The 13,499-nt window shown below is 30.1% G+C and carries 12 protein-coding genes and 1 rRNA gene; 10 read left to right on the top strand and 3 right to left on the bottom strand.

Going from position 1 to position 13,499, the window contains the following annotated elements; genetic code table 11:
• The first annotated feature begins 47 nt into the window (after positions 1–47).
• The 6 genes from ACQPUY_RS13485 to ACQPUY_RS13460 all read left to right on the top strand — a co-directional run bounded on the left by ACQPUY_RS13485 (position 48) and on the right by ACQPUY_RS13460 (position 6,538).
• Positions 48–1,391, top strand: coding sequence for a carbohydrate ABC transporter substrate-binding protein (locus ACQPUY_RS13485; RefSeq protein WP_430841797.1), 1,344 nt, complete (start codon positions 48–50; stop codon positions 1,389–1,391).
• A gap of 74 nt (positions 1,392–1,465) precedes the next feature.
• Positions 1,466–2,356 carry a carbohydrate ABC transporter permease gene (locus ACQPUY_RS13480; RefSeq protein WP_430841795.1) on the top strand — a complete coding sequence of 297 codons (891 nt, stop codon included), beginning with the start codon at positions 1,466–1,468 and terminating at the stop codon, positions 2,354–2,356.
• A gap of 19 nt (positions 2,357–2,375) precedes the next feature.
• Positions 2,376–3,254 (top strand): carbohydrate ABC transporter permease, encoded by an 879-nt coding sequence (locus tag ACQPUY_RS13475; RefSeq protein ID WP_430842099.1) that lies wholly within the window; start codon positions 2,376–2,378, stop codon positions 3,252–3,254.
• A gap of 12 nt (positions 3,255–3,266) precedes the next feature.
• Complete coding sequence (gnpA, locus tag ACQPUY_RS13470; RefSeq protein ID WP_430841793.1) at positions 3,267–5,429, top strand: 1,3-beta-galactosyl-N-acetylhexosamine phosphorylase; 2,163 nt, start codon at positions 3,267–3,269, stop codon at positions 5,427–5,429.
• 3 nt (positions 5,430–5,432) lie between these two features.
• Positions 5,433–5,600 (top strand): DUF6903 family protein, encoded by a 168-nt coding sequence (locus tag ACQPUY_RS13465; RefSeq protein ID WP_430841791.1) that lies wholly within the window; start codon positions 5,433–5,435, stop codon positions 5,598–5,600.
• 131 nt (positions 5,601–5,731) lie between these two features.
• The gene (locus ACQPUY_RS13460) at positions 5,732–6,538 is read left to right on the top strand and encodes a sulfite exporter TauE/SafE family protein (RefSeq protein ID WP_430841789.1); all 807 of its coding nucleotides are present in this window, start codon (positions 5,732–5,734) and stop codon (positions 6,536–6,538) included.
• Between the two features lie 207 nt (positions 6,539–6,745).
• Here the strand turns inward: ACQPUY_RS13460 and msrA are convergent, their stop codons facing one another.
• Complete coding sequence (msrA, locus tag ACQPUY_RS13455; RefSeq protein WP_430841787.1) at positions 6,746–7,216, bottom strand: peptide-methionine (S)-S-oxide reductase MsrA; 471 nt, start codon at positions 7,214–7,216, stop codon at positions 6,746–6,748.
• Positions 7,217–7,287: 71 nt separating this feature from the next.
• Entirely contained in the window at positions 7,288–7,947 is a 660-nt protein-coding gene (locus tag ACQPUY_RS13450) for a DUF4230 domain-containing protein (RefSeq protein ID WP_430841785.1), read from the bottom strand.
• Positions 7,948–8,122: 175 nt separating this feature from the next.
• Between ACQPUY_RS13450 and ACQPUY_RS13445 the strand changes: the two genes are divergently transcribed.
• Positions 8,123–9,061, top strand: coding sequence for a GNAT family N-acetyltransferase (locus ACQPUY_RS13445; RefSeq protein ID WP_430841783.1), 939 nt, complete (start codon positions 8,123–8,125; stop codon positions 9,059–9,061).
• Positions 9,062–9,091: 30 nt separating this feature from the next.
• On the top strand, positions 9,092–9,952 hold the full coding sequence (glcT, locus tag ACQPUY_RS13440; protein ID WP_430841781.1) for a glucose PTS transporter transcription antiterminator GlcT: 861 nt from the start codon (positions 9,092–9,094) through the stop codon (positions 9,950–9,952).
• Between the two features lie 50 nt (positions 9,953–10,002).
• Here the strand turns inward: glcT and ACQPUY_RS13435 are convergent, their stop codons facing one another.
• Entirely contained in the window at positions 10,003–10,530 is a 528-nt protein-coding gene (locus ACQPUY_RS13435; RefSeq protein WP_430841779.1) for a PTS sugar transporter subunit IIA, read from the bottom strand.
• A 511-nt stretch (positions 10,531–11,041) separates the two neighbouring features.
• Between ACQPUY_RS13435 and nagE the strand changes: the two genes are divergently transcribed.
• Both nagE and ACQPUY_RS13425 read left to right on the top strand, forming a co-directional pair.
• On the top strand, positions 11,042–12,475 hold the full coding sequence (nagE, locus tag ACQPUY_RS13430; protein ID WP_430841777.1) for an N-acetylglucosamine-specific PTS transporter subunit IIBC: 1,434 nt from the start codon (positions 11,042–11,044) through the stop codon (positions 12,473–12,475).
• 435 nt (positions 12,476–12,910) lie between these two features.
• Positions 12,911–13,499, top strand: a 16S ribosomal RNA gene (locus tag ACQPUY_RS13425); the annotation flags it as partial.

The raw sequence follows: 13,499 nt of genomic DNA, 5'->3' as shown, positions 1-13,499 counted from the left end.
TATAAAAAAACAAGAAAATTATAAAAATATAAAGGGGAAGAGATTTTATGAAAAAATTATTATGTATGTCATTAGTAGCACTTATGACTGTAACAACACTTGCTGGATGTGGCAGCAAAGATACTTCAGGAGATGTATCGACTGATGGAGGAAAAAGAACTTTAAAAGTAGCTGCATTTGAAGGCGGAAACGGAGCTGAAATCTGGAATAAACTTGCGGAAGCTTTTGAAGAAGAAAATCCAGATGTAGATGTTGAATTACAAATTTCATCAAAATTAGATGAAGAGTTACGTCCTCAAATGTTAGATGGAGAATATCCAGACGTAGTTTACTATAATATAGGACAAAAGAGTGGATTCACTGAAACAATGATTAAGGAAAATGCTTTATTGGATATATCAGATGTATTTACAGGAGAATTAAAAGATAAATTAGAAGATGGATTTGCAGAAAACGCAATTACTCAACCATATGGTGATGGAAAAACTTATCTAGCTCCAATATTCTATTCGCCAACAGGTTTGTGGTATGATGCATCTCAATTTAAAGATGGAGAAGTACCAACTACATGGGATGAAATGTGGGCATATGGAGATAAATTAAAGGCTGAAGGTAAGGCATTATTTACTTATCCTCAATCAGGATATTTTGATGGAACTTTATTTGCAATGTTATATCAAGCTGGTGGTGCAGATTATTATAAAAAGGCATTAGAATATGATGCTAATACTTGGAACTCTAAAGAAGGACAACTTGTAATAGACACAGTTTCTAAATTAGCAAGCTATACTTGGGATGCAACAGTAGCAAATGCAAATAGTGATGGTGGATTCAAGAAGAATCAACAAGCAGTAATAGATGGACAAGCAGCATTTATGCCTAATGGTAACTGGGTAGTTGGAGAAATGTCAGAATCAACTCCAGAAGGTTTCGAATGGGGATTCATGCCATTACCAGCATATGAAGAAGGTGGAGATCGTTATGCTTACACATACTTTGAACAAGTATGGGTACCAAAGGATGCTAAAAATACTGATGACGCAAAAGAGTTTATTAAATTCTTATATTCAGATAAAGCAGTTGATCTTATGCTAAATAATGAAGTTGCAAATAAAGATGGAGAAATGGTTAAAACTCCAGTTATTCAACCAGTTAAGGGAATCGTAGATAAACTTGATGGTAATTTAAAACTATTCTATGGTATATATGAACAAGAAGGTGTATTACCTGCATTAGGTAATTGGGCTACAACAGATACAATTGAAGGATTAGATTTTAAGAAAGCTGTATATGGAGCAATAGATTCATTAGTTGATGGTTCAATGACTGCTGAACAATGGAAGGATCAATTAAACGATACTTTTGAGAAATGTAAAGCAGCACTACAATAGTTTAAGAAACTAGTTAATAGTCAAACGGTGAGTTATAATAACTCACCGTTTGACTTAAAAAGGGGGGAGAGTAGATGAATAAAAAAAAGTCACAGAAGAGATTTATATTTGCTTGTATGGCACCAGCTGTAATTCTTGTAACAATATTTATGGTAATACCTACATTTAATGTATTTAGAATGTCATTATATAAGTGGGGAGGTCTTTCCAATAATAAAACATTTCAATGGTTTGAAAATTTTAAGATTTTAAGTAAGGATCAAAATTTCTTACAATCAATTCAAAATTCAATCTTAGTTATCACACTTGTAACAATTATTACTCTCGTTATTGCAGTGTTTTTTGCAGCGGTATTATCTAAGGAAAATGTTAAAGGTAAAAACTTTTTTAGGGTAATATTTTATATACCTAATATCTTAAGTGTCGTAGTTATTTCAGCTATTTTTGGAGCAATTTATGATCCACAAGCGGGTTTGTTAAATAGTATACTAGGATTTTTAAATTTAGATAACTTAAAGAAGATGTGGATGGGGGATCCTAATATAGTAATATATTCATTAATATTCGCCTTAATATGGCAAGCTATCGGATATTATATGGTTATGTATATGGCAAGTATGGCTTCAATTCCAGAGAGTTTCTATGAAGCTGCAGGTTTAGATGGAGCAGGAAAAATAAAACAATTTTTCACAATTACATTACCTCTTATTTGGGATAATATTCGTACCACTTTAACATTCTTTGTTATTAGTACAGTTAATCTAAGTTTCTTAATGGTTCAAATTATGACAAGTGGAGGACCTAATGGCCAAACAGAAGTATTTTTAAGTTATATGTATAAACAAGCATATACGTCTTCAGCTTATGGTTATGGAATGGCAATTGGAGTAGTTGTATTCTTATTCTCATTCATTTTATCAGCAGTGATTAATAAAATTACTGAACGTGAAGTGTTAGAGTTCTAGGAGGGAAGATATGAAAGATATGAAAAATTCAAAATCAAATAGTAGTAGAAGTTTATATAAAATATTCATCTATATAGCCCTAATTATTCTAGCAGTTTCAATTATTGTACCAGTTGCTTGGGTATTTATGGCCAGCCTTAAGTCTAATGCAGAGTTTGTTGGAAAAGATGTTAATCCATTTGCATTTCCTAAAAAATTAATTTGGGAAAACTTTAGTATGGCATTTGGAAAGGCAAAAATGGGAGAGTATTTATTAAATTCTGTAATTGTTACAGCGTTAGCTCTTGTAATTTTATTATTAGTGGCATTACCAGCATCTTATTGTTTAGCTAGATTTCAATTTAAAGGTAGAAAGTTTATAAATGCAGGATTTATGGCAGGATTATTTGTTAATGTTAATTACATAGTAGTGCCAATATTTTTAATGCTAAGCTCTGCAAATAGGTTGCTTGGTGTCAAAATTTTTCTGAACAATCGTTTAGTTTTAGCAATAGTTTATGCGGCAACAAGTTTACCATTTACAATTTATTTATTAAGCGGATATTTTAAAACATTACCTAAGGCTTATGAGGAAGCAGCGTTAATAGATGGTTGTGGGTATTTTAAAACAATGATAAAAATCATGATACCAATGGCTAGACCAAGTATTATTACAGTAATATTATTTAACTTTTTATCTTTTTGGAATGAATATATCATCTCATTTACGTTAATGACAACAAGAAATAAAACTTTACCAGTTGGACTACAAAATTTAATGGCAGTTGAAAAGACAGCTACAAACTATGGAGTTATGTATGCTGGATTGGTAATTGTAATGGTGCCAACATTAATTTTATATATTTTAGTTCAAAAGAAACTTACACAAGGTATGAGCCTTGGTGGATTAAAGGATTAAGGAGGATCAATAATGGCAAAGACTAGAGGTAGAGTTACATTACCGAGTGAGAGCAACTTTCTTGAGGAAACAAAGGAATTATTATCTAGGTGGGGAGCAGATGCTATTCGTGACAGTGATGGTACGAAGCTTAGCGATGATATAAAAAAATTAGATGCCAAAATTTATACAACATACTTTGTTGCACGTGGACACAATGATTTTGCTGAAAGGCATATGGATGAATGTCAGCAAATCTATTTAATGAGTGAATATACATTGGCAACATCTAAAGTTACGGAAATAAAATTTTTAGCTTGTTATTATGATCAGCAGATAAAGGCAGATTATAATCATGATCCAAAAGAATGGTGGGAAGTTATAGATAGAACAACTAATGAGGTTGTTTCTATTGAAAATTGGGAATATGATAAAGAAAATAATATAGTTAAAATAAATAATTGTGAAAAATTCCATGAGTATACAGTATCTTTCCTAGCATATATATTATGGGATCCAACACAAATGTATAATCACATTACAAATAATTGGGGAGATGTACCTCATGATATACCATTTGATGTAAGAAAGCCTAATTCAAGAAAGTTTGCTTTTGAATATTTAAAACAATGGTTAAAGGATAATCCTGATACAGATGTAGTACGTTTTACAACATTTTTCTACCATTTTACATTAATCTTTAATAATTTAGCAAAAGAAAAATTTGTTGATTGGTGTGGATATGGAGCTAGTGTTTCTACAGAAGCAATTTTAGCATTTGAAGAGGAATATAAATATAAATTGCGTCCAGAAGTATTTGTGCAAAATGGATATTATAATTCAACTTTCTGCGTTCCAACAAAGGAATATGAAGATTATATAGATTTCCAACAAAGATTTGTAGCTAAAACAGCAAAAGAGTTAGTTAAATTAACTCATGAGGCAGGTAAGGAAGCTATGATGTTCCTTGGAGATAACTGGATAGGAACTGAGCCATATGGAAGGTATTTTCCAGAGATTGGTCTAGATGCAGTTGTAGGAAGTGTTGGAGGTGGATCAACTCTTCGTTTAATAGCTGATATTCCTGGTGTAAAATATCATGAAGGAAGATTTTTACCATATTTCTTCCCGGATACTTTCTATGAAGGAAATGATCCAACAATAGAAGCAATTGATAATTGGCTAAGTGCAAGACGTGCTATTATGAGAAAGCCTATTGACCGTATAGGATATGGTGGATATCCAAGCTTAGCATATAAATTCCCTAAATTTGTTGATTATATAGAAAAAACTTGTGATGAGTTTAGAGAAATCTATGATAACATTAAGGGAGTAGAACCATACTGTGGATTAAAGGTAGCTATTTTAAATAGTTGGGGAAAATTAAGAAGTTGGCATCCTTATATGGTTGCTCATGCTTTATATTGTAAGCAAATTTATTCTTATAATGGAATGTTAGATTCATTGAGTGGAGCTAGTGTAGATGTAACATTTATAAGTTTTGATGATATAAAAGAAAATGGAATTCCAGAAGATGTTGATGTAATAATAAATGCTGGAGATGCTAATACTGCATTTTCTGGCGGAGATATTTGGAAAAATCCTAGCTTTGTTGCAACAATACGTGAATGGATTTATAATGGTGGAGGTTTTGTTGGAATTGGCGAACCGACAGCAATTGAAAACGGTGGTCATTTCTTCCAATTAGCAGATGCTTTTGGTGTGGATAAAGAGTTAGGATTTACCTTACATACTGATAAGTATTTCCATACTGAAGTTGAAAACCACTTTATTAAGGAAGATATAGTAGAAGAATTTGATTTTGGTGAAGGAATGCGAAATATCTATGCAACAAAGGAATCAACTCAAATAATTGCTTATAGCAATGGTGAAGTAAATCTTTCAAGTAATGATTATGGAAAAGGAAGATGTGTCTATATTGCAGGGCTTCCATATTCAGAACAAAATACACGTTTATTAATGAGAGCGTTATATTATTCTGCTAATAAAGAGAATGAGTTTAAGAAGTGGTATGCAGATAATTTATATTGTGAAGTACATGCATATCCAAGTATCAATAAATATGCAATATTAAATAATACAAACAAAGAGCAAGTTACTAATGTCTATGATGGTAATGGTAATATGGTCAGTGTTACTTTAGAACCTGGTGAAATTAGATGGATGGTGATGTAATATATGAATAAAACAATGAAAATAGTTATTAATATTGTTGCCTTTATAGTATTCTTATCAATGATTATTGTAGGACAAAAGAATATAGGGATACCAGGGCTATGTATAATGATAGTTGGATTAATAGGGCTTCTTACACAGTTATTTTTATATAATAAAAAGAATAAGTAATTAAATGAATTACTTTAGAAAATAAGAAAGAAATTCCTATAGAAATGATATAAAATATATTTTTATAGGATTTCTTTTTTGTTTTTATAATTGATATTGTTAAAAGGATATAAAATATGGGGGGATATGTAGTGCTTGAAGAATTTATATCAAATATAATTTTTTTAACAGTTAGTTTTTCAGCCTCATTAATTGGATCTATATGCGGAATTGGAGGAGGAATAATAATAAAGCCAATTTTAGATACTGTTGGGATAATGTCAGTATCATCTATAAGCTTTTTATCAGGTTGTACAGTATTAGCTATGTCTATAATTTCAGTATATAAGAATATGAAAAATAGTATAAATAGAAATTTAAATTATAAAATATCAACATTATTAGGAATCGGAGCAGCTATAGGAGGTATACTAGGAAATAGAATATTTCAGAATTTAAAATTATTATTTAATAATGATAATAAGGTAGGAGCTATACAAGCTTTTATACTTGTTATTATTACTGTTGCAACTTTAATATACGTTAAAAATACAGAGAAAATAGAAACTATAAATATTAAAAATTCATATCTATGTATTTTAATTGGACTTGTTTTAGGATTAATTTCAGCATTTTTAGGAATAGGGGGAGGTCCTATAAACTTAGTTATTTTATCATACTTTTTTTCAATGGAAACAAAAGTTGCTGCAGCTAATTCAATATATATAATAATGTTTTCACAAATTACTAGCTTTTTAAGTACTTTAATAACTAGGAATATTCCAGAATTCAATATAGACACATTAATAGTTATGGTTTTAGGTGGAATTATTGGTGGATTAGTTGGTAGTAAAATAAATAGAAACATATCAACTAAGAAAGTGGATAATATATTTATGTATTTGATATTAATTATTATTTCAATAAATATATATAACTTTTTTAAATTTTCCATGTGATAATATATATACGAAAAATGATGTATAAGTATTAATTTCAGATTATACTTATACATCATTTTTTACCCTTTAGGAAATTATAAGGATGTTACCTTGTGAATAACATTTTATAATTTCCTTCCTTTAGTTCTGAAGTGCTTATATTAATTTTGCGATGACTTGGAGATTGCGATGGAATAAGCAAAATTATATAGAAGTACTTTTTTATTATAATTTTATATGACAATATCCATTTGGATTTTTCTTCAAATATTTTTGGTGATATTCTTCAGCTTTATAATAAGTGATTAATGGAACAACTTCAGTAACTATTTTTTTATCGTAATTCATTTGATTTTCTTCTTTGCTTTTTAATATAGTTTCTATGTAATTATCATTTAAGTAATATATTCCTGTTCTATATTGACTTCCTACATCAGGACCTTGTCTGTTTAGAACAGTAGGATCAATTATTGACCAATATTCTTTCAGTAAATCTTCTAAAGATAGAACTTTTTCATCATATTCAACTAAACAAGCTTCAGCAAAATAAGTGTTTTTATAGCATACATCTTCATATGTTGGATTCTCTGTTCTTCCATTAGCATATCCAACCTCAGTATATATAACTCCATTTATTCTAGATAGGAACTCTTCAACTCCCCAAAAACATCCTCCGGCTAAAACTATTTTCTTCATTGTTATCACTCTCCTTTATATAATTGATTATTTAACTTATATTATACATCTAAAATAATCATTAAACATATTTATTTAAAGGAAATGTTAACTTCCATCTCTTTACCTACAATTTGTTTTACCAGATTAGTGAGGGATATTTTAGAGTTAGAGATAGCCTTATCATATATTTCTTTACTTTGCAGGGTCTCATTAAAGCTTTTATAAACTTCTTCCTGAATTAAATCAAATTCTTCCGAAGTTAATTTTATATCTCCAAATCTAAATATCCCATTAGAAGTATCTTCGTAAATAGTTTTATCTCTAAGTATATTTATACTAAAGATTTCTGGATTAGGTATAATAATATTTAATGTAGCATTTTTTTCATTCATTTGAATATCCTCATCAGCAATATTGGACAAGTCAATGTAGTAAGAACAATTTGCAAAAAATTTTATTCGCTTATATTTTTCAAATACATCAAGGGTTCCTAAACTTTTATCTATAGTAATTAACTTTGAAAGTTCAACTTCTAGCGGAATTATTTTATTTGTATTTTTTATTTCATTAATTAGGTTTTCTTCAGTAATTATATTTATATTATCGATATTTTCATAATCTTTAGAAATATCCTTCCAATTTAAATTGATTACACATATAATAGTAATAAATAACATTGAACTTATGCATATAATTTTTATGAATTTCTTTATTTTTTTACCCTTTTTAAATAGCTTTGAAACAATCATTATAGCCCCTTAATTATTGATAACACTAAAGTATATGAGTTATTATATAAATTAATGAAGATTGTAAAGCTTTATATTAAATTAATTAGTGAAAGATAATATATTGTGCAAATACTAGTTTTGTAGCTATAATATAAAAGTGATAGTAAACATATTCATCTTAGGAGATTATATTATGAATGAAATTAAAGAAGTAACTATAGAGCTTGTTAAGGGAAGTTTTAATGACTATATAATTAAGGATAAAGATAATATCCTTATTGGAAGGTTTACTATAGTTGAATTAGATAAAAAAAATAAGAAATGTAATCTTAAACTAAAGTTCTTTAAAGATAATAAGCAAAATTTATTAAGGGAAACAGTAATAAGTATATTAAGAGCGGTATTTAAGGACAATACTATATATAAAGCTAATATTTTGGTAGATGAAAATATTAATTATAAGGTATTTTTAGATTTAGGGTTTACTTTAGAAGGTATATTTACTGAGAATATTTTTTTAAATGGAGTTTTTTTTGATGAATTAAGCTTTGGAATTAATAGAAGCGAATTTAACAATAAGCAAAGAAACTATATTATTAAATTAAAAGGGAAAAATATAACATTAAAGAGTTTTACCCCGGATTGTACAGAGGAATTATTAGATTATTATAATAGAAATAAAGAGCATTTATGTAATTATGAGCCTACAAGGGATAATAGCTTTTATACATATGAAACGCAGAAAGACTTAATTATTGAAAGTTATAAGAATCTTATGAGTGGGACAGGCATTGATTTAGGTATTTATAAGGATGATTATTTAATTGGTAAGATAAAAATATCTAATATAGTTTATGGAGTTTTTAAAAATGGAATTGTGGGATATTCTATGGATAAAGATTATCAAGGTAAAGGTTATATGCAAGAAGCTTTAAATTTAGTATTGAAATATGCAGAAGAGGATCTAGAACTTCATAGATTAGAAGCTTCTGTTTTAACTGATAATGAAAGATCTAGGGCAGTTCTTTTAAAGTGTGGATTTAAAGAGATCGGACTAAATGAAAAATATTTATTTATTAATGGTGGGTGGAAGGATCATATTACTTTTTATAGGATATTAGAAAAGAACTAATATTATTATGGAAAAAGGTAGGGAGATATTGTGGAGAAAATAATATTAAATAATAATGCTAAAGTTATAAAATCTTTCAATAATAATATTTTGCTTGTAATGGAAAATGGAAAAGAAAAGATTTTATTTAATAAGGGAATAGGCTTTGGGAAAAGACCAGGAGATATTGTAGAAAAAGGGATAGTAGTAGAAAAGATATTCGTAATAGAAGATAAAGATAATCAAAGAAACTTTAATGAAATATTAAATAGAGTTGATACAAAATTAATAGCATTAGTAGAGGAAGTTATAGCTGAAATAACAGATGAGCTAGGAGAAGAATTAAACGAAAATATCCATGTAGGTTTAATAGATCACTTATTTTATGCTATAAGAAGACTAAAAGACAATGAAGAAATTCAAAACCCTTTTTTAGTAGAAATTGAGACACTTTATGGAAGAGAATTTAGTATGGCGTGTAGATTAGCTACAAGAATAAAGGAAGAGTTAGGCGTTGAAGTACCAGAAGGAGAAAAAGGATTTATCTCTCTTCATATACACTCTGCTAGAAATAATGGCAAGTTATCTAATACCATTAAATATAGTTTTTTAAGTAACTCTATAGTAGAGCATGTAGAAGATAGACTAAAAATTGAAATAGATAGAAAGTCGCTAGATTATGCAAGGTTTTTAACACATATAAGATTTGCAATTGAAAGAATAATGACAGATGCACCGATAAAAAATGACTTAGTAGATGTAATAAAAATGAAATATAGATTATCTTATGAGATAGCTTGGGAGACTAAAAGTATAATTTGTAAAGTTCTTAATATTGAGAGTGTATCTGAAGATGAGGTTGCTTATTTAGCAATGCATATCGAGAGGTTTAGAGTATCCATAGGAAAATAATAAGTAAAAAACAGCCCTTTTATGGCTGTTTTTTGAGTCGAGTAATTCTATTAAACTTCAAAATTAACTACAACAGTTTTTCCTGCAACAACATCTCCACTTTCAACTGGAGTGATAGATTTAGCTGCATCAACATTAGTTATTAAAACTGGAGTTGCAAGAGATAAACCTTTGTTTAATATAACATTCCTGTCTACTTTTATTAAAGGAGTACCAGCTTTTACTCTTGTTCCTTGTTCAACTAATTGTTCAAAACCTTCTCCTTCAAGAGAAACGGTTTCTAAACCAATGTGAATAAGTAGTTCTAATCCGTTGTCTAGTGTCATAGCAACTGCATGTTTTGTTTTAAAAATAAGAGTTACTTCTCCATCAGCTGGAGCAACTACTGTATCTCCTTCAGCTAATATAGCCATTCCATCTCCAGCTAATTTTTCAGCAAAAACTGGATCAGGTACTTCTGATAAAGGCATTGCTTTACCTGAAATAGGAGCAAGAAGTGTATTTACATGAGCAGTTGTATTTACAGTTTCTTCACTTTTTGATTCTGAATTAAATAAATTTTTTAAAAACTTAAACATAGTATTTCCTGAATAATCAGGAATCCACATCCTTTCTATTAATAATTTTTAAATATACTAATTAGATACTTATAGTATTTATTAATATAATGTAATAAATACATAAATGTAATGTGTAGTCTGATTAAAAACAAAAGGCATAAGTCCTATTATTATTAATTGGACTCATGCCTGATTAAACAGTAACACGTCTAGTATGATTATATATATACTTATTAATAATTGTCAATAAATTAGTGGAAAAAAGAAGCTGAAATTACTAAATTTTAATTTATAATAAAATAAAATTTTTTTAATTTTTTTTCAAAAAATATTGAAAACAATAACATAAGATGATATAATCATCATTGTAAATTAAATACGAGTACAAGTTTAGGCGTGTTATCAAATTAGTGAGCATGAGCCGAAGAGGGTTTATATTATAATATCCTTTTCGGCTTTTTTATTTTTGTGGAATTATATGTATAAGTGCTTAAATTTGTATAATAAATTTTAAGGAGGAATTATTATTATGATGAAGTATCTTCAAAGACTAGGAAAATCATTGATGCTTCCAGTTGCAGCCCTTCCAGTTGCAAGTATTTTAATGGGAGTAGGTTATTGGATTGAACAATCAATTGGTGTTAACGCAGCGTCAACATTCCTATTAAAGGGTGGTGGAGCATTAGTAGATAATATGGCTATCTTATTTGCTATAGGGGTAGCAGTTGGGATGTCAGATGATAATGAAGGAACAGCAGGACTTGCAGGTTTAGTTTCATGGCTTATGATTACAACATTATTAAGCCCAGCAGTTGTTGCTATGTTTAAAGGTATAGATGTTTTAGAAGTTCCAGCAGCATTTAGTAAAATTCAAACTCAATTTATTGGTATAGCTGCAGGTTTAATAGGAGCATCTTGCTATAATAAATTTAAGGGAACAAAATTACCAGATGCTTTAGGATTCTTTAGTGGTAAGAGATCAGTTGCTATAATGACAGCTTTAGCTTCATTAGTTGCAGCATTAATATTATTCTTTGTATGGCCAGTAGCTTATGGAGCTTTAGTATCATTTGGTGAAGCAATTATTTCTACAGGAGCAATTGGAGCAGGTATTTATGGATTCTTTAATAGATTATTAATTCCAACAGGACTACACCATGCGCTTAACTCAGTATTCTGGTTTGATGTTGCAGGTATTAATGATATAGCTAATTTCTGGGGTGGTACAGGAACTAAAGGTGTAACTGGAATGTACATGACAGGTTTCTTCCCAGTTATGATGTTTGGGTTACCAGCAGGAGCGTTAGCTATGTATCATACGGCTAAAGATAATAAGAAAAAAGCTGTATATGGATTATTATTAGCAGCTGGATTATCTTCATTCTTTACAGGAGTTACAGAACCGTTAGAATTTGCATTTATGTTCCTAGCACCAGGATTATATGTAGCACATGCTGCTTTAACAGGTATATCTTTAGCTGTTTGTGCAATATTACCAGTAAGATCTGGATTTAATTTCAGTGCTGGTTTTGTTGATTGGTTCTTAAGTTTTAAAGCGCCAATGGCTGAAAATCCATTATGGTTAATACCAATTGGATTAGTATTTGCAGTTATCTATTATGTAGTATTTAGATTTATTATCACTAAATTCAATTTAAAGACTCCAGGTAGAGAAGATGATGACGAAGAATTCACAGATAATACAGCAATTTCTGGAGATATGAATGAGTTAGCTAAAGCTTATATTGAAGCTTTAGGTGGAAAAGCTAATATCATAACAGTGGATAACTGTGTTACAAGATTAAGACTTAATGTTAAAGATAATTCAGTTATTACAGATAAAAAATTAACAGCATTAGGAGCTAGAGGTGTTATAAGACCAGGAAAAGGTAGTGTACAAGTTATAGTTGGAACAAATGTACAATTTGTTGCAGATGCTGTAAAAGCTCAATTGAAGAAATAGTAATATTAAAGAAGATGGAGGTGTTAATGCCTTCATCTTTTATTATATGTAAGAATAAATAAGTTAACTTAACCAGGTGTATCAATGTAAGTAAAATGTTGAAAAACAACGAAAATAGCAGTATTATAAGGCTATTTTTATTAAAATAGCAAATTAACTTCAAATGATTATCAGGATAAGTGTTAAGATAAGTTTCGTTCCCGAGAGAAATAACAAATGAGGAACAACTTACTAAGAAAAAAGATTTTAAAAAGTCAAATAAAAAATGTTGACAAATAAATCTTAAAGTAGTAAACTAAAACAGTCGCTTGAGGGCGACGAAGAAAAATGGTCTTTGAAAATTGAACAGAATATAAGTTAAGTATAAAATAAACCAGCAATTCTTTTAAGTCTTAAAATTAAGACTCAAGGTAATTTGAGCAACAGATTAAACTTTTTATTGAGAGTTTGATCCTGGCTCAGGACGAACGCTGGCGGCGTGCCTAACACATGCAAGTCGAGCGAGGGGAGTTTCTTCGGAAACAAACCTAGCGGCGGACGGGTGAGTAACACGTGGGCAACCTGCCTTATAGTGGGGAATAGCCTCTCGAAAGGGAGATTAATACCGCATAACATTGCACTTTCGCATGAGAGAGTAATTAAAGGAGCAATCCGCTATAAGATGGGCCCGCGGCGCATTAGCTAGTTGGTGAGGTAACGGCTCACCAAGGCGACGATGCGTAGCCGACCTGAGAGGGTGATCGGCCACATTGGGACTGAGACACGGCCCAGACTCCTACGGGAGGCAGCAGTGGGGAATATTGCACAATGGGGGAAACCCTGATGCAGCAACGCCGCGTGAGTGATGAAGGTCTTCGGATCGTAAAGCTCTGTCTTCAGGGACGATAATGACGGTACCTGAGGAGGAAGCCACGGCTAACTACGTGCCAGCAGCCGCGGTAATACGTAGGTGGCGAGCGTTGTCCGGATTTACTGGGCGTAAAGGGAGCGTAGGCGGATTTTTAAGTGAGATGTGAAATACCCG

It is taken from the genome of Clostridium nigeriense (assembly GCF_050585245.1).
Lineage (GTDB): Bacteria > Bacillota > Clostridia > Clostridiales > Clostridiaceae > Clostridium > Clostridium nigeriense_A.
This window is presented reverse-complemented; position numbering and strand designations above follow the sequence as displayed.

Bases quoted from the DNA above. Each gene is read 5' to 3' on its own strand.
- ACQPUY_RS13485 (WP_430841797.1), top strand. From the start codon at position 48: ATGAAAAAATTATTATGTATGTCATTAGTAGCACTTATGACTGTAACA.
- ACQPUY_RS13480 (WP_430841795.1), top strand. From the start codon at position 1,466: ATGAATAAAAAAAAGTCACAGAAGAGATTTATATTTGCTTGTATGGCA.
- ACQPUY_RS13475 (WP_430842099.1), top strand. From the start codon at position 2,376: ATGAAAAATTCAAAATCAAATAGTAGTAGAAGTTTATATAAAATATTC.
- gnpA (WP_430841793.1), top strand. From the start codon at position 3,267: ATGGCAAAGACTAGAGGTAGAGTTACATTACCGAGTGAGAGCAACTTT.
- ACQPUY_RS13465 (WP_430841791.1), top strand. From the start codon at position 5,433: ATGAATAAAACAATGAAAATAGTTATTAATATTGTTGCCTTTATAGTA.
- msrA (WP_430841787.1), bottom strand. From the start codon at position 7,216: ATGAAGAAAATAGTTTTAGCCGGAGGATGTTTTTGGGGAGTTGAAGAG.
- ACQPUY_RS13450 (WP_430841785.1), bottom strand. From the start codon at position 7,947: ATGATTGTTTCAAAGCTATTTAAAAAGGGTAAAAAAATAAAGAAATTC.
- ACQPUY_RS13445 (WP_430841783.1), top strand. From the start codon at position 8,123: ATGAATGAAATTAAAGAAGTAACTATAGAGCTTGTTAAGGGAAGTTTT.
- ACQPUY_RS13435 (WP_430841779.1), bottom strand. From the start codon at position 10,530: ATGTTTAAGTTTTTAAAAAATTTATTTAATTCAGAATCAAAAAGTGAA.
- nagE (WP_430841777.1), top strand. From the start codon at position 11,042: ATGATGAAGTATCTTCAAAGACTAGGAAAATCATTGATGCTTCCAGTT.